The 19,942-nt window shown below is 71.4% G+C and carries 18 protein-coding genes and 1 pseudogene; 8 read left to right on the top strand and 11 right to left on the bottom strand.

The features are described from left to right. Window positions 1–74: 74 nt before the first annotated feature. Window positions 75–647: a hypothetical protein gene (locus ACZ6SA_RS32365; protein WP_443153776.1), complete on the top strand. Its 573-nt coding sequence runs from the start codon at window positions 75–77 to the stop codon at window positions 645–647. 19 nt (window positions 648–666) lie between these two features. Next, complete coding sequence (gene pip / locus ACZ6SA_RS32360) at window positions 667–1,626, top strand: prolyl aminopeptidase (RefSeq protein WP_465832472.1); 960 nt, start codon at window positions 667–669, stop codon at window positions 1,624–1,626. Here pip and ACZ6SA_RS32355 read toward each other — a convergent pair. Continuing rightward, window positions 1,592–2,140 carry a phosphatase PAP2 family protein gene (locus ACZ6SA_RS32355; protein WP_347643750.1) on the bottom strand — a complete coding sequence of 183 codons (549 nt, stop codon included), beginning with the start codon at window positions 2,138–2,140 and terminating at the stop codon, window positions 1,592–1,594. The genes pip and ACZ6SA_RS32355 overlap by 35 nt on opposite strands. 193 nt (window positions 2,141–2,333) lie before the next feature. Here ACZ6SA_RS32355 and ACZ6SA_RS32350 point away from each other — a divergent pair, with 193 nt between their 5' ends. Continuing rightward, window positions 2,334–3,128, top strand: a complete 795-nt coding sequence (locus ACZ6SA_RS32350; protein ID WP_347643749.1) for a universal stress protein — start codon at window positions 2,334–2,336, stop codon at window positions 3,126–3,128. Here ACZ6SA_RS32350 and ACZ6SA_RS32345 read toward each other — a convergent pair. Both ACZ6SA_RS32345 and ACZ6SA_RS32340 read right to left on the bottom strand, forming a co-directional pair. Further along, a complete protein-coding gene (locus ACZ6SA_RS32345) occupies window positions 3,125–4,240 on the bottom strand; it encodes a glycosyltransferase (RefSeq protein WP_347643748.1) in 1,116 nt (371 codons plus the stop codon). The two genes, ACZ6SA_RS32350 and ACZ6SA_RS32345, sit on opposite strands and share 4 nt — an antisense overlap. Continuing rightward, complete coding sequence (locus tag ACZ6SA_RS32340) at window positions 4,237–5,211, bottom strand: glucosyl-3-phosphoglycerate synthase (protein WP_347643747.1); 975 nt, start codon at window positions 5,209–5,211, stop codon at window positions 4,237–4,239. The genes ACZ6SA_RS32345 and ACZ6SA_RS32340 overlap by 4 nt, the downstream gene beginning before the upstream one ends. A 108-nt stretch (window positions 5,212–5,319) precedes the next feature. Between ACZ6SA_RS32340 and ACZ6SA_RS32335 the strand changes: the two genes are divergently transcribed. Next, window positions 5,320–6,294 (top strand): Gfo/Idh/MocA family protein, encoded by a 975-nt coding sequence (locus ACZ6SA_RS32335; protein ID WP_465832468.1) that lies wholly within the window; start codon window positions 5,320–5,322, stop codon window positions 6,292–6,294. Then, window positions 6,291–7,397, top strand: coding sequence for a zinc-dependent alcohol dehydrogenase (locus ACZ6SA_RS32330; protein WP_465832466.1), 1,107 nt, complete (start codon window positions 6,291–6,293; stop codon window positions 7,395–7,397). The genes ACZ6SA_RS32335 and ACZ6SA_RS32330 overlap by 4 nt, the downstream gene beginning before the upstream one ends. Window positions 7,398–7,406: 9 nt before the next feature. On the opposite strand, the pseudogene ACZ6SA_RS32325 reads toward ACZ6SA_RS32330, so the two are convergent. From ACZ6SA_RS32325 to ACZ6SA_RS32315, 3 genes and pseudogenes are all read right to left on the bottom strand, one after another. Then, window positions 7,407–8,579, bottom strand: a pseudogene (locus ACZ6SA_RS32325) (MGH1-like glycoside hydrolase domain-containing protein); the annotation flags it as partial. After that, complete coding sequence (locus tag ACZ6SA_RS32320) at window positions 8,579–9,364, bottom strand: sugar phosphate isomerase/epimerase family protein (RefSeq protein ID WP_347643744.1); 786 nt, start codon at window positions 9,362–9,364, stop codon at window positions 8,579–8,581. The gene ACZ6SA_RS32320 and the pseudogene ACZ6SA_RS32325, both read right to left, overlap by 1 nt. Further along, window positions 9,361–10,317, bottom strand: coding sequence for a zinc-dependent alcohol dehydrogenase (locus ACZ6SA_RS32315; protein ID WP_465832464.1), 957 nt, complete (start codon window positions 10,315–10,317; stop codon window positions 9,361–9,363). Before ACZ6SA_RS32315 ends, ACZ6SA_RS32320 begins: the two co-directional genes overlap by 4 nt. Before the next feature lie 471 nt (window positions 10,318–10,788). Between ACZ6SA_RS32315 and ACZ6SA_RS32310 the strand changes: the two genes are divergently transcribed. Further along, window positions 10,789–11,961: an ROK family transcriptional regulator gene (locus tag ACZ6SA_RS32310; protein WP_465832462.1), complete on the top strand. Its 1,173-nt coding sequence runs from the start codon at window positions 10,789–10,791 to the stop codon at window positions 11,959–11,961. Between the two features lie 4 nt (window positions 11,962–11,965). Here ACZ6SA_RS32310 and ACZ6SA_RS32305 read toward each other — a convergent pair whose 3' ends face one another. After that, window positions 11,966–12,715 carry a helical backbone metal receptor gene (locus tag ACZ6SA_RS32305; protein ID WP_347643741.1) on the bottom strand — a complete coding sequence of 250 codons (750 nt, stop codon included), beginning with the start codon at window positions 12,713–12,715 and terminating at the stop codon, window positions 11,966–11,968. Window positions 12,716–12,776: 61 nt separating this feature from the next. On the opposite strand from ACZ6SA_RS32305, the gene ACZ6SA_RS32300 reads away from it, so the two are divergent. Beyond that, on the top strand, window positions 12,777–13,691 hold the full coding sequence (locus tag ACZ6SA_RS32300) for a TIGR03619 family F420-dependent LLM class oxidoreductase (RefSeq protein ID WP_465832459.1): 915 nt from the start codon (window positions 12,777–12,779) through the stop codon (window positions 13,689–13,691). On the opposite strand, the gene tpx is transcribed toward ACZ6SA_RS32300, so the two are convergent. The 4 genes from tpx to icmF all read right to left on the bottom strand — a co-directional run bounded on the left by tpx (window position 13,661) and on the right by icmF (window position 18,779). After that, the gene (gene tpx / locus ACZ6SA_RS32295) at window positions 13,661–14,161 is read right to left on the bottom strand and encodes a thiol peroxidase (RefSeq protein WP_347643739.1); all 501 of its coding nucleotides are present in this window, start codon (window positions 14,159–14,161) and stop codon (window positions 13,661–13,663) included. The two genes, ACZ6SA_RS32300 and tpx, sit on opposite strands and share 31 nt — an antisense overlap. Window positions 14,162–14,231: 70 nt before the next feature. Then, window positions 14,232–15,206 carry a helix-turn-helix domain-containing protein gene (locus ACZ6SA_RS32290; RefSeq protein ID WP_465832457.1) on the bottom strand — a complete coding sequence of 325 codons (975 nt, stop codon included), beginning with the start codon at window positions 15,204–15,206 and terminating at the stop codon, window positions 14,232–14,234. 95 nt (window positions 15,207–15,301) lie between these two features. Then, on the bottom strand, window positions 15,302–15,478 hold the full coding sequence (locus ACZ6SA_RS32285; protein ID WP_347643737.1) for a hypothetical protein: 177 nt from the start codon (window positions 15,476–15,478) through the stop codon (window positions 15,302–15,304). Window positions 15,479–15,566: 88 nt separating this feature from the next. After that, window positions 15,567–18,779 carry a fused isobutyryl-CoA mutase/GTPase IcmF gene (gene icmF, locus ACZ6SA_RS32280; protein ID WP_465832454.1) on the bottom strand — a complete coding sequence of 1,071 codons (3,213 nt, stop codon included), beginning with the start codon at window positions 18,777–18,779 and terminating at the stop codon, window positions 15,567–15,569. Window positions 18,780–18,883: 104 nt separating this feature from the next. Here icmF and ACZ6SA_RS32275 point away from each other — a divergent pair, with 104 nt between their 5' ends. After that, window positions 18,884–19,933 carry a glucose 1-dehydrogenase gene (locus ACZ6SA_RS32275; RefSeq protein ID WP_465832452.1) on the top strand — a complete coding sequence of 350 codons (1,050 nt, stop codon included), beginning with the start codon at window positions 18,884–18,886 and terminating at the stop codon, window positions 19,931–19,933. The last annotated feature ends 9 nt before the right edge of the window (window positions 19,934–19,942 follow it).

The raw sequence follows: 19,942 nt of genomic DNA, 5'->3' as shown, positions 1-19,942 counted from the left end.
CCCAGGTCAAAAGGGTGCGCCGCGCCCCGCCCACCCGATGCGCGGGCGCGGCGGCGGTCCGACAAGATGGACGGATGAGCGTTGAGTTGATGGTCTGGGACGAGCCTGAGCCGATCAGCAGGGACCAGGCGCGCGCCACCTACCTGGCGGTCAAGCGGAGCGAGCCCGGCGGCGGTGACGTGCCGGCCGTGGCCGACGAGCTGCCGGGGCGGGTCACGCCCTATCCGGGGCACGTGCTGGTGACGATGGACCTCGACACGATGGACGAGCTGTCCGCCAAGGTGTTCACGGTCGCGCGGGCGCACGGGCTGGTCTGCTACGACCCCCAGCGCGACCTCGTGCACAACGTGGCGCCGCTGGGCGTCTACGAGGGCATGCAGCTGCACTCGGGCGACGGCCTGGTCGTCCACGACCCCGACCTGGCGTTGGTGCACGACGTGCTGGGCACGCTCTCCCCGCAGAACCCGTTCGCCGCCCTGGTGAACTTCGGCCGGCACTTCCTGCAGGTCTCCCCCGGCTACGAGCTGGAGTACAAAGAGGGCACGCTCGTCAGCACGACGGTGCCGGACCTGGCGCAGGTGCGGCAGGCGTTCCACGAGTACGCCACCGGCGACCGGTCGTTCCTGACCCGCCACACCTGGGCGTGAAATGGCAGGATCGGGTGGCATGAGAACTCTGTACCCGCCCATCGAACCGTACGACTCCGGTCTGCTCGACGTCGGCGACGGCAACCAGATCTACTGGGAGGTCTGCGGCAACCCGGAGGGCAGACCCGCCGTCATGCTGCACGGTGGCCCCGGCGGCGGGTGCAGTGCGAAGCACCGGCGGCAGTGGAATCCCGAGCTGTACCGGATCGTCCTGTTCGACCAGCGCAACTGCGGCCGCAGCCGGCCGCACGCCTCCGACCCCGCCACCGGCCTCGCCGCCAACACGACGTGGCACCTGGTGGCCGACATGGAGCGGCTGCGCGAGCACCTGGGCATCGACGCCTGGCAGGTGTTCGGCGGCTCGTGGGGCAGCGCGCTGGCGCTGGCGTACGCCCAGACGCATCCTGAGCGGACGACCGGGCTGGTGCTGCGCGGGATCTTCACCCTGCGCCCCCAGGAGCTGAGGTGGTTCTACCAGGAGGGCGCCGGCCAGCTGTTCCCCGACCTGTGGGAGCGCTACGTCGCGCCGATCCCCGCCGAGGAACGCGGTGACCTGATCGCGGCGTTCCGGGCCCGGCTGGAGGGCGACGACGCGCAGGTGCGGCTGGCGGCGGCCAGGGCGTGGGCGCAGTGGGAGGGGGCCACGGTCTCGCTGCTGCCGGATCCCGAGCGGGTGGCGGAGTTCGGCGAGGAGGAGATGGCCGTCGCCTTCGCCAGGATCGAGAACCACTACTTCCACCACGGCGGCTGGTTCGAGCCCGAGCAGCTCATCAGGGACGTCGGCAAGATCCGGCACATCCCGGCGGTGATCGTGCAGGGCCGCTACGACGCCTGCACGCCCATGGCCACCGCCTGGGACCTGCACAAGGCCTGGCCCGAGGCCGAGTTCCACGTGGTGCCCGACGCGGGGCACGCCTACTCCGAGCCGGGCATCCTGGACCGGCTCATCGCGGCGACAGACGGCTTCGCGCGAGCCTGACCGCGGGGGTGACGGCGCCCACCGCCAGCAGCGCGAACAACGGCGCGAGCACCATCCCGAGCACGAAGCCCGCGGCGACGTCGTGCGGATAGTGCACGCCGACGAACACCCGCGAGAACGCCATGACGGCCGCCAGCGGGAACACCACCCAGGCCAGCGCGCGCCAGACCAGCACGAGCGTGGCCGCCGCGCCCGCCGCGATCGCGGAGTGGTTGCTGGGGAACGACCAGTCGTCCAGGGGCGGGCAGGCGGCGATCGTCGCGACCCCGCCCCTGCACGGCCGGTCCTCCCGCACGATGAGCTTGACCATCTCGCTGACGATGTACGCCAGCACCACCCCGGCCGGGCCGGCGATCACGAGCGCCAGGTCACGTGCGGGCCCTCGCCACGCGCGCCAGGCCGCCACCCCGAACAGCGCCACGAACACGAATAACCCGGCGTCCGTGCCCACCTCGGCGAGCACGTGCAGCCACGCGGGCGTGGCCATGGCGAAGTCGACAATCTCGTCGTACACAGGCGTCCAATCGGTGAATGAGCGATGGACACGACCTTACGAACAGAGATCATCAGATGCCTCCATCATGAGGTGGAAAATCCGGAAAAGCCTCGGTCGAAAGACCGAGATTCTTCGTCCGGACGGGCAGCCGGCGGATCATGGTGTGGGGAGTGCCGCGTACTCCCTGGTGGGAGCGGGTAGGGAGGCAGTCGTGATCGGTGAGCACGTGATCGTCGGATACACGAACGACGCGGGCGGGCGCGACGCGCTCGCGCTCGGCGCCGCGATCACCCACCTCACCGGCGGCGAGCTCACGGTCGCCACGATCTACCCGCCGGCCAGCCCCGGGCTGGCGGTGGAGGCGCAGGCCAACCTGGCGCACGCGGCGGACGAGCTGGGCGAGGCGCAGGCCGAGTACATCACGTTCGAGAGCCGGGGCACGGGGCGCGGGCTGTCGGTGGTGGCCAGCAGGATCCGAAGTGACCTGATCGTGGTCGGCTCGGGGTCGGGCGGCCGGCAGGGCCGCATCACGATCGGCGCGACCTCCAACCACCTGCTCCACCTGTCGCCCGAGGCGGTCATGCTGGCGCCCGCCGGGCACGAGCCCGCCGGCGAGCTAGCCCGGCTCACGCTGGCCTACGTGCACCGGCCGCAGTGTGACGAGGCCGTCGAGCGGGTGGCCCAGGCGGCGCTGCGGCTCGGGGTGCCGCTCCGCCTGATCACCCTCGACCTGCGGACGGACGACCAGGGCAAGCTCAGGGACGACCTCGCGCTGGCCGTCCGGCTGGCCTGGGAGACCACGGGCATCGAGGCCGAGTCGGAGGTCGCCGAGGGCCACGACGTGGCCGCCGCGATGGAAGGCGTCGCCTGGCTGCCCGGCGAGCTGCTGGTCTGCGCGGCCGGCGAGGACGCGCAGCCGCACCGGGTGTTCCTCGGCGAGCTGGCCATGAAGGTGCTGCGGGCCGCCCCCTGCCCCGTCACCGTGCTCCCCCGCGGTTTCTCCTAGGGGCGCGTGACCTGCTCGTACAGCTCCAGGTAGCGCTCGGCCATGACGGACGGAGAGAAGCGGCGGGCGGCCTCGCGGCGGCACTCCTCCGGGTCCAGCTCGTCCACCCGCAGGACCCACTCGGCCAGTTCCTCCTCGGTGTCGGCCAGGAAGCCCGTACGGCCGTGGTCGATGATCTCCGGCAGGCAGCCGCGGCGCAGGCCCACCGGCGGCACCCCGAGCGCCAGCGCCTCGACGACGGCCGTGCCGCCGGGTTCGTCCCACTGGAGGGGGAAGAGGGCGGCCCTGGCGGAGGCGTACAGGTGGTCCCTGGCCTGGCCGCCCACCGCCCCGACCCACCGGACCAGCTCCTCGTCGAGATAGCGGGACACCTGGTCGAGGTGGTAGCGCACGTCCGGGTGGTGGTGCAGCGGGTGGTCCGGGTTCTGGGCCACCACGTCCAGCTCGGCCGCGGAGTCACGGCCGCACACCGGGCCGGCCAGCACCAGCGGCAGCCCGAGCTTCTGGCAGATTCTGGCCGCCACGTGCTGGCCCTTGAGCCCGCAGATGCGGCCCATGACGATCAGGTGCTCGCCGCGTTCGGCCCGCACGTCGCCGTCGGCGAGCGGCGTTGCCAGGTGGATCGCGCCGAGCGAGGCCGCGCGCAGGGCCTCGGGGGCGCGGGCGAGCTGCGACTCGGACACGCCGTTGACCGCGATCGACGGCGGGAACGAGCCGTAGAAGGCCGGATGTTTGCGCAGGTCCCAGTGGAGGGTGTGCAGGACGGGCGGCCCGCCGAACGCGGACAGCACCGCGGGCCCCACCACCTCCAGGTGGTCGTGGACGAGGTCGATGTCGTCGCGGGCGCGCAGCTCGGCCACCACCCTGGCCTGGTGCGCGTGGGCGATGCCCACGACCTGGTTGTACGGCTTCTGCAACTCCGGGAACCGGCCCTCGTCGTAGACGCGGACCAGCTCGTCCACCTCGAGCGTGCTCGATCCCGCGGCGGCCAGGACGACGCTGACGCCGCGCTCGCGCAGCGCCGGCACCAGCGTGGCGACGACGTTCTCGATGCCTCCGTATCCAGGGGGCGGGATGGAGAGCCACGGCCCCGCGTTCATGAGGACTTTCATGCCACATCTTCCTCCAGGACAAGGGAGGCGAGCGGAGGTCGCTCCGCCACGGCCACGTCCACCAGATCGGCCCGCCCTTCGAGCCCGAACTGCAACAGCGTGCGCGCCGGAGGCTCCGGCGCGAGCACGCGGTCCTGCCGTTCCAGGCGGGACCAGGCGGTCTGCAGGATCTGCCCGGCCATGCGGCCGAGCGCGTCGATCGGCTGGTGGGTGTGCGTACGGTGCCCCAGGTCCACCTGGGCCATCGCGTCGAGCCCGACGAGCTGGAGCAGATCGACGAGGAGCCCGAACTCCACGCCGTACTCGGTGACGAAGGGCACCCGTTCGAGCACCTGGCGCCGCGCGGCGTACTCGCCGCCGAGCGGCTGGGCGAATCCGGCGAGTTCCGGCCAGAACATGTTGAGCAGCGGTCTGGCCACCAGCTCGGTCACGCGGCCGCCGGCGCCACGCCGCACGACCCCGTCCTCCCCCGTGTACGGCCGCTCGTAGGCCGCCTTGACGAACTGGATGCCGCGGTCGGCCAGCAGCGGCCCGAGCAGGCCCGTCACGTAGTGCGCGCCGAAACTGCGCAGGTCGGCGTCCACGAACACGACGAGGTCGCCGCGGGAGGCGGCCAGCCCCTTCCACAGTGCCTCCCCCTTGCCGGTCAGCGGCGGCAGGTGGGCCAGCACCTCGTCCTGCGCCACCACCCGGGCGCCCGCCCGGCGCGCGCGCTCGGCGGTCGCGTCGGTGGATCGGGAGTCGACGACGAGGATCTCGTCGACGAGCGGCGCCCGCTCGACCAGGTCGCGGCGGATCGCGGTGACGATGTCCCCGACGGTGCTCTCCTCGTTGCGAGCGGGCAGGACGACGCTCACCGTCGTGTTTCCCTTGGCCGGGATTAAGGCGTCGACCGGCCACTCGGCCGCGGTGCTCGAGTGCGGACCGTACCATTTCTGGACCTTGGACAAGGCGCGCAAATCTGTCTCCATGCCGTCAGCCCCGATCTCATGAGGTCACGGCATCTGCCCGACACAAGCGCTTATGAACATGTTTGTTTGATGGCTGCCTGATGTGGCATATGCGGGATTGTGTCCCTCATGACTCGCATCGGCTTCATAGGCGCAGGAAATGTCGCCGCTCGCCACGCAGACGTGCTGTCCGGATTCCCCGACGTGACGATCGCCGGAATCGCCGACACCGATCTCGACCGGGCCGAGGCCTTGGCCGCGCGGCACGGCGCCCCCGCGTATGGCGGCCATGCGGCCCTGCTCGCCGCCGGCGGTCTCGACGCCGTCTACGTCTGCGTGCCGCCTTTCGCGCACGGAAACCCAGAATTCGATGTTTTGTCGTGCAATATCCCAATTTTTGTGGAGAAGCCGCTCTCCTTGGATCTCCGCACCGCGGAGAACATCTCCTCAGAAATCGACAGACGATCCCTGCCGTCAGCCGTCGGGCACCACTGGCGTTACCTCGACATCGTCGAGCAGGCGCGCGACCTGCTGGCCGGCCGGCCCGTACGCCTCGCGCTCGGCCACTGGCTGGACAAGGTCCCCCCGGTCGGCTGGTGGCTGAAGGCCGGCATGTCCGGCGGCCAGATCGTCGAGCAGGCCGTGCACGTGCTCGACCTGGCCCGCCTCCTGGTGGGCGAGGTGACGATGGTGCACGCCGTACCCTCCGAGAGCGACGGGGCGGCGGAGGACGGCGAGGTCGACCGGGCCACCGCGGCGGTGATGCGGTTCGCCGGCGGCGCGGCCGGGCTGCTGGCCACCTCCTGCCTGCTCGCCCACAAGCACCGGGTCGGGCTGGAGGTGTGCGCCGAGGGCATCGCCCTGGAGGTCAGCGAGACCCGGCTGCTCGTCGACGGCCGGCGCGTCATCGAGGACGACGGGCAGGCGAAGACGCGGGTCGACCGGGAGTTCGTCAACGCCGTCCGGGGCGGGCAGGCGGATGTGCGGGTGCCGTACCGCGAGGCCCTGCGCACGCATCGCCTCGCCCTCGCCCTCGCCCGCTCGGCCGCCGAGCGCGCTCCCGTGTTCCTCGAACCGAGCGACATCCTCGAGGTGACGCCATGAGCAGCACCCTCGTCAGCATCGAGGCGCCGGGCGAGGTTCGCCTGGTCGAGGAGAAGCTGCCCGACGTGCCTGAGGGCGGGTTCATCGTGGAGACCGTGTACAGCGGCGTGTCCGCCGGCACCGAGCTGACCTACGTCAAGGGCACCAACCCCTACCTGCACTCCAGCTGGGACCCGGCGCTCGGGCTGTTCACGGAGGGCGTGCCGTCGGTGGCCTATCCGGTGCGCGGCATCGGATACATGCAGGTCGGACGCGTGGTCGAGGCGCGCACCCGGGCGGTGACCCCGGGGACGCTGGTCGCGATGTGTTACGGGCACCGCACCGCGTACGTGGCCGACCCGATGACCGACAGGTTCGTGCCGGTGCCGGACGACCTGGACCCGCTGCTCGGCATCTACGTCGCCCACATGGGCCCGATCTGCGCCAACGGCCTTCTGCACGCGGCCCACGACCTGCACGGCCCGGCCGTCAGGGAGCTCGGCGACGGCGTGCGCGGGCGGCGGATCGCGGTGGTGGGCGCCGGCGTGGTCGGGCTGCTGACCGCGAGTTTCGCCCTGTCCGCCGGCGCGGCCGAGGTCGTGGTCGTGGACGAGACCCCGGAGCGGCTGGCGGTCGCGGAGGCGCTCGGCGCGAACGTGCTGTCCGCCGGCGACGACCCGGCGGTGGTGCTGAAACGCCGCTGGCGGCACGGCCGGAACGACCGCGGCGCCGACGTGGTGTTCCAGTGCCGCGGCCAGCCCCGGGCGCTGGCTGCGGGGCTCAGGCTGCTGCGCCCGCAGGGCACGCTGGTGGACCTGGCCTTCTACACGCAGGGGGCGCACGAGGTGCGGCTCGGCGAGGAGTTCCACCACAACGGGCTGTCGCTCCGCTGCGCCCAGATCGGCCGGGTGCCGCGCGGCCTGGCGCACGCCTGGGACAGGGAACGCCTCTCGCACGAGACGATCCTCCTGCTCAGGGAGCGCGGCAGGTTGCTAGAGGACCACGTGATCACTGACGTCGCCGGCTTCGCCGAGGCTCCCCGGCTGCTCTCCGACCTCGCCGCCCGCCGCAGGCAGGCCCTCCAGGCCGTGCTCCGCCACGACGTCGAGGATGAGAGCCGCTGACCAGCTGAAGTCGCTGCAGCCGTGGCCGCGCAGCGTGAACGGGTCGAAGTATTCGCGGAACCCGGCGCTGGACACCGCGCCGATCATCCCTTCGGCGAGCGGCGCCGCCAGGTCGGGGCGGCGGTCCTTGAGGCCCTGCCAGACGAGCCAGGCCAGGTTGATCCAGCTCGGGCCGCGCCAGTAGCGGGCGGCGTCGAACTCGGGCGCGGCCGGTGAATAGCTGGGCAGCACCCCGTCCTTCAGCGCGAACCGGTCGAGTGCGGTGCCGATCAGCGCGTTGACGATCTCGCGCGGCAGCCCGGGCAGCAGGAGCGGGGTCAGCCCGGCGGCGCTGCTGGAGCGGATCAGGCAGCCCGTCCGCACGTCGCGGGCGTGGAAGAGGCCGTCGTCGTAGAGGTGCTCGACCATGGCGGCGGTGACGTCGGCCGCCTCGCGCTCGTGGGGCGCGGGGTCGAGCCCGCACGCCTCGGCGATCTTGGCGAGGGTGGACTCGGCGACGCCGTACGCGGCGTTGAACAGCGGATCCTCGACCCGGAACGCGCCGGGGTCGCGGTAGCCGGAGTCGCGGTAGGCGCGGGCCAGCGCGACGTACCGCTCGTAGTCGCGGTCGGTGGGCCGCTCGTCGGCGCTGACGGCGTCGAGGTCCCTGCGGACGAAACCGGCGGTGCCCGGCTCGACCGCCTGGAGCGGCAGGTCCCAGGCCGGGCTGTTGTCCATGCCCGACTCCCAGGGATGCACGATCGAGATCAGGCCCTCGGGCGACCGTCTGGCGGCGCGCAGGAACTCCTGCTGCGCCACGAGCCGGGGGTAGATCCGGCGCAGGAACGCCACGTCGGGCTCGGCCAGGTGCGCCTTCCACGCCGCCAGCGCGTGGACCGGCGGCTGGACGAGGCCGGAGGTCGCGGAGCCTGACGGAGCGCGCGCCCCCCAGAACTCGGGGCCGGGGAAGTAGGCGCCCTCGGGCACCGCGGGGTTGAACACGATGTGCGGCACCCTGCCGTCACGCCACTGCGCGCCGAACAGCGACAGCAGCTCCGAGCGGGCCCTGCGCGGCGACCAGCGGGCGTTGCCGATGGCGACGAAGGCGGAGTCCCAGCTCCACTGGTGCGGGTAGAGGCGGCGGGAGGGGATCGTGTAGCTGCCGTCCCAGTTGCTCACCAGGACGCGCACGGCCGCGCGCATCACAGGTATTTCCTGATGAAGGCCGCGGTCTGGGGAAGGACGATCTCGGGCTCGCCGCGCAGCCGGCATTCGAGCGCGAGATAGCCGTCGTAGCCGACGGCGTCGAGCGAGGCCAGCTGCGCGCCCCAGTCGATGTGGCCGGTGCCGGGCTGGTTCCTGTTGGACTCGCTGATCTGCATGTGCGCGATGTAGGGGGAGGCCTCGGCCAGCGAGCGGCAGGGGTCGTCCTCCTCGATGTTCATGTGGTACGTGTCGCCGACGATCCTGATCGTGTCCATCGAGCAGTAGGAGACCGCCTCGGCCAGAGTGTTGACCATGTGGTTCTCGTAGCGGTTGAGCGGCTCCAGCATGATCAGCACGCCGTTGCGCTGCGCGTGCTCGCCGAGGATGCCGAGCGCCTCGGTCAGCACCTCGCGGTCCTCGGCGGCGCTGCGCGGCGGCTCGAAGGGCGGCAGCCTGCGCGAGAACTGGCCCCAGGAGGCGGGGGTCATGACGCCGATGCCGCCCAGCTCGCCGATCACCGTGAGCTGCGACCTGAGCTGCTGGATGGCGTCCTTGCGCTTGGCCGGGTCGAAGTCGCCGATGAAGTGCGGCATGTCCACGCACACGGTCGGCATGACCACGCCGTCGGCCAGCGCCCGCTTGAGCTCGGTCAGACGGCCCGCGAAGTGGAAGTCGCCCTTGCCGCGCAGCTCGATGGCGTCGAACCCGGCGTCGACCGCGAACGCGTACTTCTCCTGCAGCGTGCGGCCGGGAAGAAGCTGCTCCTGTACGGCGAGCTTCACTGTGCCTCCTCAAAGTCGAAGACGAGCTGGAGCACCTCTGACGGGTGCTTGTCGAGCAGGTCGTAGGCCTCGGCGGCCCGCTCGGCGGGGACGACGTGCGTGACGAGGTCACGCGCCTCGACCTCGCCGCGGTGCACGAGCTCCATGAACGTGCGCTGCAGGCGTTCGACGTCCCACCGGTGCGCCAGCCAAGAGGCGACACCGCCGATCTGGGAGGAGACGAGCTGCACCTGGTTGTGGTGGAACTCCTCGCCCAGGCGCAGGCCCATGCCGTCGCCCTGGTAGAAGCCCGCGGCCACGACCCGGCCGCCCTTGCGCACGGTCCTGATCGCCTCCTGCAGGCCCTGATGGGTGCCGCTGAGCTCGATGGCGGTGTCGGCGCCCGCGACGCGCTTGCGCATGAACTCGGCGACCGACCCCGAGGTGACGTCGAACGTCTCGGCCGCGCCGAACGCCCTGGCCAGTTCGAGCCGGTCGGCGATGGCGTCGGCGGCCACCACCCTGGCGCCGCTCAGCACGGCCAGGCGGGTGGCGAGCAGCCCGATGACGCCCTGGCCGAAGATCGCGATCTGGTCGCCGAGGTGCACGTCGGCGGCGTGCACGGCGTTGAGCGCGATGGCCCCGACCCGGGCGAGGACGGCGCTCAGCGGGTCGGCGCCGGGCGGCAGCGCGTGGCCGACGAGCTTGCCGGCCGGGACGACGGCTTCGGCGCGGTGGCCCCAGATGCCCCAGACGATGCTGCCGACAGGGGGATCGGCGACGTCGGGCGCCGCCTCCACCACCTCGCCGACCTCCTGGTAGCCCCAGCCGGACAGCGGGTAGGCATGAGTGCGGCCGTCGACGAAGAGCCGTCGCTCGGTGTCCCACTTGCGGCTGAGGTAAGGGTTGGTGCCTCGATAGGCGGTGAGTTCGGTGCCCGCCGAAACCCCGGAGTAGATCGTGCGCACGCGCACGGAGCCCGGCACGAGATCGGCGGGCGGCTCAAGGTTGACGCTGACTTGGCCTGGCTTTTCAAAGGTGATGACGCGCATTCCCCACACTTACGCTTTATGATCAGACAAAAGTCAAAGATTTAGTCGTTGTTTGCACACCCTAGTTGCGCTCGTAACAGTAGTAAGTCTACGACTCCGACCTGGGAGGTGGCTGATGAAATCGGGGTCCCTGACAACGTGTCTTCCGGAAAGCGACCTTACCGACATCGCTCGATCAGCGACAGCGCACGGCTTCGAGGCTCTCGACGTGGCGGGCCGACGGTCTTCTGATGACCGAAATAACATCAGAGTAGATCGTTTCGATGCCGCCGAATGTGATCGTGTCAGGCGTGTCTTCGCGGATACCGGACCGACGCTTTCCACAATCGCCTGTCGCGAGGACAATCCGCGCCCTCCGCAAGGGGCGCAGGTGAACGCCCGGCGCCGCGGCCCATGCTGACGGCAGGGCAGATCCTCCGGCTCATCCGCCAGGGCACCTGCCGCACGCGCAAAGAACTGATCGAGCACACCGGCCTGTCCCGCTCGACGATCACCGACCGGGTCGACCGGCTCATCGACGCCGGCTACATCCACGAGTCGGGGGTGACCGTCTCGGGGGGCGGGCGGCCGCCCTCGGTGCTCGCCGTGGACGCCACCAGGCGGCTGGTGCTGGTGGCCGATCTGGGCGCCGCCCACGCGAGGGTGGCGCTGACCGACCTGGCGGCCAGGCCGCTGGCAGAGGAGCGCACCGCGATGCGCATCGAGCTCGGGCCCGAGGCCGTGCTGTCGTGGGTGCGGCAGGCGTTCCAGCGCCTGCTCGACAGGGCCGGACGGGCGCCGGGCGAGGTGTGCGGGATCGGCCTGGACGTGCCGGGCTCGGTGGACCACGGCACCGGCCGGCCGATCAGGTCGTTCCTGATGCCGGGATGGGACGATCACCCGGTCGGGGAGGCCTTCGCCGCGGCCTACGACGTGCCGGTCATGGTCGAGAACGACGCCGACGCGATGGCGCTGGGCGAGTGGTGGTCGACGTGGCGGGACACGGAATCCCTGCTCCTCGTCAAGGTGTCGACCGGGATAGGCACCGGCATCGTACTCGACGGGTCGATCTATCGCGGCGTCGGGGACGCCGCGGGCAATCTTGGGCACGTGCGGCTGCACGAGAGCGACGACCGCGTCTGCACCTGCGGCTCGCGCGGCTGCGTGGCCTCGCTGGCCAGCGGCAACGCCGTGGCCGCCGGCCTGGGCCACGGGTCGAGCCGCGACGTCGTCCGCCTCGTCCAGGCCGGCCATCCCGCGGCCATCGCGCGCACCCAGGAGGCCGGGCGCACCCTGGGCCTCGTGCTGGCCACGGCGGTCAGCCTGCTCAACCCGGGCGTGCTGGTGCTGGCCGGCGACATGGCCGACACCGGGCAGCACTACCTGACGGGGATCAGGGAGGTCGTCCACCGGCGCAGCCTGCCGTACACGACCGCGAACCTGGAGATCGTCACCACGTCCCTGGGCGAGCGGGCCGGGATCGTCGGGATGGCGGTCGTCGTCATGGAGCACGTGCTCTCCCCCTCCGCCGTGGACGCCGCGCTCGGCGTCCACGGGCCCGCCGGGCGGGGGCGAACGACGGGCTGACCGGTCAGCCCAGGGCGCGGCGGAGCAGGTCGGGCGCCTGCACGAGCGACGGGCCGTACCACGTGAGCAGGCGGCCGCTGACCAGGGCGCAGGAGAGCCCGGGGAAGGCCTCGGGCCCGTCGGTCGCGGAGAACGCGTACGGCTCGTCCGGCAGCACCACCAGATCGGGCCCGAGCCCGGCCAGCTCGGTCAGCGGGATCCTGGGGTAGCGCTCGGCGTGGCCCGCGTAGAGGTTGTCCACGCCGAGGCGCCGCAGCACGTCGCCGGTGAACGTGTCGCGTCCCACCACCATCCACGGCCGCCGCCAGATCGGCACGATCGCCGTGCGCCGCGGGCCCCCGGCGGGCACGCGCCACGCCCGCTCCGCCGCGTCCAGCCAGCCGGGCCGGTCGGTACGGCACGCGTACGCGAACATCCGGCCCAGGGACGCGAAGGCCTCGTCCAGGGTCTCGATCCTCGTCACCCAGACCGGGATGCCCGCCCCGCGCAGCGCCTCGATGTCGGGCGGGCGGTTCTCCTCGGCGTTGGCCAGCACCACGTCGGGCCGCAGCGCTCTGATCGCGTCGAGGTCGGGGTTCTTCGTGCCCCTGACCCTGGCCACGTCGAGGTCGGCCGGATGCGTGCACCAGTCGGTCGCCCCTGCCAGCGCCTCGGGCATGGTGGCCGCCACCGACTCGGTCAGCGACGGCACCAGCGACACGATCCGTCGCACGGTCTCCGGAACCCTCACCTGCACCCCGGTGTCGTCTTCCACAACACGAGCCTAAAGCGGTGCGGACCCGTAGAATCCACGCCATGCGCTGGAGACGACCTGAATGATGGACGTCGGGCTGGCCGTGCCGCAATACGGCAGGTTCGCCGCGCTGTCCAGCGTGTTGCGGGTGGCTCGGGAGGCCGAGTCGATGGGGTTCGCCGGCCTGTGGGCGGGCGACCGGCTGCTGACGCCGCTGCGGCCCAGAGACCGCTACCCGGGGGGCGACGGCCGGATCCCCGAGGCGCACCGGGTGTTCCTCGACCCGTTCGCGGTGCTCTCGGTGGCGGCCTCGGCGACCTCCGCCATCCGGCTGGGCACCAGCGCGCTCAACGCCTGCTGGTATCCCCCGGTGGTGCTGGCCCGCTCGCTCACCACGATCGACCATCTCAGCGGCGGCCGGCTGGACGTCGGCCTGGGGCTCGGCTGGTCGTCCGACGAGTACGCCGCCGCCGGCGTGCCCTGGCGGGACCGGGCGAGCCGCTATGACGCCACGCTCGACGCCCTGGAAGCGATCTGGCGCGACGATCCCGTCTCGTTCGAGCACGAGCCGTGGACGATCGTGCCCAGCCACATCGAGCCCAAGCCGGCCCGCCGCCCGCCGATCTATCTGGGTGGTTTCGCCGCACCCGCGCTGCGCCGCATCGGCCGCAGGGCCGACGGCTGGCTGACGGCCTCGCTGCCGATCCCGATGCTCACCGCGATGTGGCGGACGGTGCGCGAGACGGCGGAGCGGGCCGGGCGCGACCCCGGCGCGCTCCGCATGGTGCTGCGGGCCAACCCCGAGATCACGGAGACCGGCAGGCCTCCGTGGAGCGGCACGGTCGCCCAGATCTGCGACTATCTCGCCGCCGCGGCGGAGGCCGGGGTCCACGCGGTGATCATCGACCTCCAGCACACCGCCACGGGCGACGAGCACCTACTGGAGCTGGCCGCGGAGTTCGGGGGTCACTTGAGAGCGGCCAGCGCGCCCTCGTAGTCGGGCTCCTGCGTGATCTCCGGCACCAGCTCGGAGTAGACCACCTTGTTGTCGCCGTCGAGCACGACGACCGCGCGCGCGGCCAGCCCGGCCAGCGGCCCCGACTCCTGCGCGACACCGTAGTCGGCCAGGAACTCGCGGCCCCGCATGAGCGAGAGCGTGGTCACCTTGTCGAGCCCTTCGGAACCGCAGAACCGCTTCTGCGCGAACGGCAGGTCGGCGGAGATGCAGAGCACGGCCACGCCGGGGTGCTCGGCCGCCACCTGGTTGAAGCGGCGCACCGAGGCCGCGCAGACGCCGGTGTCGAGGCTCGGGAAGATGTTGAGCACCTTGGTCTGCCCGCCGAAGTCGGCGAGCGTACGCTCACTCAGGTCGTCGCCGACCAGGCGGAACGCGGGCGCGCTGTCGCCCGGCTCGGGGAAGGAGCCGCCTACGGTGATGGGGTTGCCCTTGAACGTGACGTCGGACATGAGTGCCTCCTGGTAGCGATGTTCGATTCACTGGATATCAGGTTGGGCCGGGGATCCACGAACCAGGGGGTCAGGCCCACCCGTGGCGGGCGGCGTGCCAGCCGAGTTGCACGCGTGTGCGCACGCCCGCGAGGTCCATCAGAGCGCGCAGCCGCCGCTGGAGCGTGCGCAGCGACAGGTCGAGCTGGCCGGCCACGGACTCGTCGGTCAGCCCTGACAGCAGCAGGCCGAGGATCTTCCTGTCGAGCTCGGTGATCGCCGGCTCGGGCTGCTCGTCGAGCGCGCCGGAGGCGTCCAGGCGAAGGGGGTAGGCCCGCTGCCACACCGCGTCGAACAGCGCCTCCACGGCGCTCAGCAGGCCGCTGCGGTGCAGCAGCACGGCCGCGGGCTCGCCGCCCGGCTCGGTGGTCAGCGGGACCAGGGCCAGCTCGCCGTCCGCCATGATCAGCTTGATGGGCAGCTTGTCCACCACCCTGACCTGCACGCCCCTGCGGACGGAGTCGAGGGTCATCGCGGCGACGCCGGGGGTGGCCAGCACCTCGCGCTCCAGCACCACGAGATATTCCACGCCGCGGTCGACGGCCTGGTCCTCGGCGGTGTTGTCGCCGGGCGGCACCGCCACGAAGGGCGCCGTGGAGAATGAGCGCACCTGCCTGCCCGCCGCCCACTGGATCTGCAGGAAACGTTGCCGTACCGGCTCCATGCCGGTCACGACCTCGATGAGGTCTCCGGCGGCACGGTCGGTGGCCGCCATCCTGTGCTGCTCGGCCAGCGCGACGAGGGCCAGCTCCGCGGTGCGCAGCTCCTCCCTGCGCGCGGTGAGCAGGCCGCCGAGCGCGACCGAGGGCGGCGCGGCCACGTGCCGGACGGGGGTGCCCGCGAGCCGCGAGACCAGGCCGCGCCCGATCAGCGCGACGAGGTCCTCCTCGATCGAGGAGCGCGAGCGGTCGAGGGACTCGGCGAGCTCGGTGGCGGCGCGGGGGCCGTCGATCAGGAAGCGGTAGACGGCCTCCTCACCGGCTGTGAGACCCAGCGCTTCGAGCACGGTGCCCGTCTCCCCCTTCCCGGCCGGAACGCCGACCAGTATGGAAGAGACGACAGGCCCAAAGGCGACATCAGCCCTCAATCGTGACTGCACGGTTATTCAGCCACGATCGCCCGGATGATCTCACGACTCACCGTGTTGCCCCTGGCGTCGGCCGCGGTGGCCTTCAGCGACATCCTGCGTGGTCCCGACAGGGCGATCCTGGCGAGCGGCCCCAGCGTCTCGAACCACTCCCTCGTGACCAGCGCACCCGTCAGCGATTTGAGGGGCATGGTGAGGATTTCACCGTTTCCGCCATGCCCTCGGGTAGGTCATCCGCTGGCGAGAACCCGCCCTGACGGAATCCCGCCAGCGGACCTTTCAGACGTTGCGGCGGTACTGGCCTCCGGCCTCGAACAGCGCGTCGGTGATCTGGCCGAGCGAGCAGGCGCGGGCCGCGTCCATCAGCACCTCGAACGCGTTCTCCTCCGACATCGCCGCCTCACGGAGCCGGGCCAGCTGGGCGGGCGCCTCCGAGCGGTTGCGCTCGTGGAAGGCGCGCAGGCGGTCGAGCTGCGACTGCTTCTCCTCCTCCGTGCCCCTGGCCAGCTCCAGCTTGTGCGGGTCGGAGTCCTCGCCGTGGGCGCCGTTGCGGAAGGTGTTGACGCCGACGATGGGCAACGAGCCGTCGTGCTTGCGCATCTCGTACAGCATCGACTCGTCCTGGATCTTGCCGCGTTGATAGCCGGTCTCCATCGCGCCCAGCACCCCGCCCCGGTCCGACAGGCGCTCGAACTCGCCGAGCACCGCCTCCTCCACCAGGTCGGTGAGCTCCTCGATGATGAACGAACCCTGCAGGGGGTTCTCGTTCCTGGCCAGGCCCCACTCCTTGTTGATGATGAGCTGGATCGCCATGGCCCGGCGCACCGAGTCGGCGGACGGCGTGGTCACGGCCTCGTCGAAGGCGTTGGTGTGCAGGCTGTTGCAGTTGTCGTAGACGGCGATCAGCGCCTGGAGCGTGGTGCGGATGTCGTTGAAGTTCATCTCCTGCGCGTGCAGGGACCGCCCCGAGGTCTGGATGTGGTACTTCAGCTTCTGCGAGCGCTCGCCGGCGCCGTACCTCTCCCGCATGGCCACCGCCCAGATGCGGCGGGCCACCCGCCCGAGCACGCTGTACTCGGGGTCCATGCCGTTGGAGAAGAAGAACGACAGGTTGGGGGCGAAGTCGTCGATCTTCATGCCCCTGGCCAGGTACGCCTCCACGTACGTGAAGCCGTTGGCCAGGGTGAAGGCCAGCTGGCTGATGGGGTTGGCCCCGGCCTCGGCGATGTGGTAGCCGGAGATCGAGACCGAGTAGAAGTTGCGCACGCCGTTGCGGATGAACCACTCCTGGATGTCGGCCATCATCCGCAGCGAGAACTCCGTGGAGAAGATGCAGGTGTTCTGTCCCTGGTCCTCCTTGAGGATGTCGGCCTGGACGGTGCCCCTGACCGTGGCCAGGGTGCGGGCGCGCAGGTCGCGGTCCTCCTGCTCCCCGGGGTCGCGGCCGTGCTCGGCCCGGAACCGGTCGCGGGCCTGGTCGATGGCGGCGTTGAGGTAGAAGGCCAGGATCGTGGGAGCCGGCCCGTTGATCGTCATCGACACCGACGTGTTGGGCGCCGCCAGGTCGAAACCGTCGTAGAGCACCTTCATGTCGTCGAGCGTCGCGATGGAGACGCCCGACGTGCCGACCTTTCCGTAGATGTCGGGCCGCAGGTCGGGGTCGTGGCCGTACAACGTGACCGAGTCGAACGCGGTGGACAGCCGGGTCGCGGGCTGGCCCTCCGACAGCAGCTTGAAGCGCCTGTTGGTGCGGAACGGGTCGCCCTCACCGGCGAACATCCTGGTCGGGTCCTCGTCCGCGCGCTTGAACGGGAACACCCCGGCGGTGAAGGGGAACATGCCCGGCAGGTTCTCGCCGCGCAGGAACCGCAGCAGGTCGCCGTGGTCGGTGTAGCGGGGCAGGGCGACTCTGGGGACGCGGTTGCCGGAGAGCGTCTCGCGCCAGAGCGGGGTGTGGATCTCGCGATCGCGGATCTTCACCACCAGCTCGTCGGCGGTGTAGCGCTCCTTGAGCGCCGGCCAGGCGTCGAGCAGCGCCCGGCTCTCGTCGCCGAGCTCCCGCTCGGCCTGGGCTTCGAGCTCGGCCAGCCGCCCGTCGCCCTCCTCCAGCAGCGACCGTACGGCGGCGAGCTGCTGGCGGCGGCGGGCCACCTCCGCCTGGGCGAGGGTCTCGGCGTGGTAGGCGCGGACCGTCTCGGCGATCTCGGCCAGGTAGCGCGCCCTGGCGGGCGGGACGATGGCGGCCGAGGCCCTGGAGGTGCGCTCGGACACCCGGGGCAGCAGCCCGGGGCCGGCGCCGGGCAGCAGGAAGGGCTTGAGGTGCTGGTAGAGGGCCGTCACGCCGCTGTCGTTGTAGCGGGCGGCGATGGTGCCGAAGACCGGCATGTCGTCCGGGGACACCCCGAACGCCTCGCGGTTGCGTACGAGCTGGCGGCGCACGTCACGCAGGGCGTCCTCCGCGCCGCGCCGCTCGTACTTGTTGATCACCACGGCCTCGGCGAAGTCGAGCATGTCGATCTTCTCCAGCTGGGAGGCCGCGCCGAACTCGGGCGTCATCACGTAGATGGGCACGTCGACGTGCGGGACGATGCCGGCGTCGCCCTGTCCGATGCCGGGCGTCTCCACGATGACCAGGTCGTGGCCGGCCGCGCGGCAGGCGGTGATCACGTCGTCGAGGCAGGCGGGCACCTCGTTGGCGGCGCCGCGGGTGGCCAGGGAGCGGAAGTAGGTCTGGGGTCCCAGGCTGTTCATCCTGATGCGGTCGCCGAGCAGCGCGCCACCGCCTCGCCTGCGGGTGGGGTCGATGGCGATGATCGCGATACGCAGCTTGTCGTCGTTGTCGACGCGGAACCTGCGGACGATCTCGTCGGTCAGCGACGACTTCCCCGAGCCGCCCGTGCCCGTGATGCCGAGCACCGGCGCCCTCGCGTCGCCCTCCTTCGACCCCGCGGCCCGCAGGCCCTCCATCAGGTCGGCGGGGGCGCGCCCGGACTCCACGAGCGTGATCGCCCGGGCCAGGGCCGCCTGGTCGCCGGAGACCACGGCCTCCACCGAGGGCGGGTCGTCCAGCTCGACGTCGCACTCCTCGACCAGCTTGTTGATCATCCCGGGCAGTCCGTAGCGCTGGCCGTCCTCGGGCGAGAAGATGCGGGCGACGCCGCGCGAGTGCAGCAGCTCGATCTCCTCGGGGACGATCACTCCCCCGCCGCCTCCGTACACCCTGACGTGGCCGGCGCCCCGCTCGCGCAGCAGTTGCACCAGGTAGGAGAAGAACTCCACGTGCCCGCCCTGGTACGAGCTGATCGCCACCCCCTGGGCGTCCTCCTGGATGGCGGCCGTGACGATCTCGTCAACCGAACGGTTGTGCCCGAGATGGATGACCTCGGCCCCCTGTGACTGGAGGATGCGTCGCATGATGTTGATCGCCGCGTCATGGCCGTCGAACAGGGCCGCGGCGGTCACGAAACGGACTGGGTGTACCGGGACGTGCACGCCTGTTCACTCCTTCGTGAGGGTGTCATCTCCGAAGATACTAGGACGTCCTACTATTTCCCAAGCCCGTCCGGGGTAGGGTCCCGCTGGAGGGGGTGAGCGCGATGCGTGCACTGACGTTCGCACCGGGCAAACAGGGGACACTCGGCGTCGAGGAACTACCCGAACCCCAGCCCGGCCAGGGCGAGCTGCTCGTCCAGGGGCTGGCCCTGGGCATCTGCGGGACGGACCGCGAACTGGCCGCCGCCGAATACGGCTGGCCGCCGCCCGGCAGGGAACGCATGGTCATCGGGCACGAGTCGCTGGGCCGGGTGCTCGAATCGCCCCAAGGATCCGCCTTCTCACCCGGAGACCTGGTGGTGGGCGTGGTCCGCCGCCCCGACCCCGTGCCCTGCGGAGCCTGCGAGCGGGGCGAGTTCGACATGTGCCGCAACGGCCGCTACACCGAGCGGGGCATCAAAGACCTCGACGGGTACGCCAGCGAGCGCTGGGTCGTCGAAGCCGGCTACGCCGTCCGCCTCGACCCCTCGCTGGAGAGCGTCGGCATGCTGGTCGAGCCCACCTCCGTGGTCGCCAAGGCGTGGGAGCAGATCGAGCGCATCGGGTCGCGATCCTGGTTCGAGCCACGCACGCTGCTCGTGATCGGCGCGGGGCCGATCGGGCTGCTGGCCGCGCTCCTCGGCCGGCAGCGGGGGCTCGACGTGCACGTGCTGGACCGCGCCCCCAAAGGGCTCAAGTCCGGCCTGGTGGAGGATCTGGGCGCCACCTACCACTCGGGCACGGGGCTGGAGCCGTTCGCCGACGCGAAGCCGGACATCATCATCGAGTGCACGGGCGTGGGGCAACTCGTCATCGACGCCATGCGCACCACCGCCGCCGCGGGCATCGTCTGCCTGTGCGGCCTCGCCCCTGGAGGGCGTTCCCATCGGGTGGACGCCGGGGTGATCAACCGGGACATCGTCCTGGAGAACGACGTGATCTTCGGCACGGTCAACGGCAACCTGCGCCATTTCAGGGACGCGGCGGCGGCACTGGCCCAGGCGGACATCACGTGGCTGGAGCGGCTGATCACCCGGCGGCTGCCGCTGGAGCGCGCCCTGGAGGCCTTCGAGCCGAGCCACGACGTCAAGGCCGTCATCGATCTCCCGTCCTAGCGCCCGCCG

The organism is Nonomuraea sp. NPDC049378, assembly GCF_055586745.1.
Note: the sequence above shows the minus strand (reverse complement) of the source record. Positions and strands in the feature narration are given on the sequence as shown.